A 459-nucleotide genomic window follows, 5' to 3' on the forward strand; every position below is an offset into this window, starting at 1 on the left:
TCTAAAATCGTTTTTGGTTGAGAAGCTTTTACCATTTTGATGACATCTTTTCGCCATTGAATATCTATTCCCATTGATAAAACACGGTTTAATAAATCGTATTTTGGCGAAATATTATCGAACATTTGCTCGACTTGTTTCTTTTTATTTAGATCTGATGCTTCGTAAGGAGTTACTGCATCGTGTTGATGATTTGCCATTTTGTAAAGTTATAAAATCTAAATCTTATTCGTAATTCTCGAAATAAAATTGTTTAAAATCTTCTTTGTTAAATATTTTCGATAAATCAGTTGCTTTCTCGCTTCCGCCACTTTTTATAAACATCTTAGGATAATCCTGATCGATGTTGTAGTAAAAGTTTTCGATGTATAATTGAGAAGATTTTTCGATAATTCCGTGATAAACCTTGTTATCTATTGCAATATTGTTTGATAAAAAGATAGAATCTTTGTTTTTTCT

The 459-nt window shown here is 29.0% G+C and carries 2 protein-coding genes; both read right to left on the reverse strand.

Going from position 1 to position 459, the window contains the following annotated elements; translation table 11 throughout:
• A partial coding sequence (locus tag QWI17_RS23500; protein WP_302724981.1) for a class I SAM-dependent methyltransferase occupies window positions 1-200 on the reverse strand: 200 nt, incomplete at its 3' end.
• A 25-nt stretch (window positions 201-225) separates the two neighbouring features.
• Window positions 226-459: hypothetical protein (locus tag QWI17_RS23505; RefSeq protein WP_302724982.1), on the reverse strand; the 234-nt coding region annotated here is incomplete at its 5' end.

This window comes from Gilvimarinus gilvus, assembly GCF_030518155.1.
Lineage (GTDB): Bacteria > Pseudomonadota > Gammaproteobacteria > Pseudomonadales > Cellvibrionaceae > Gilvimarinus > Gilvimarinus gilvus.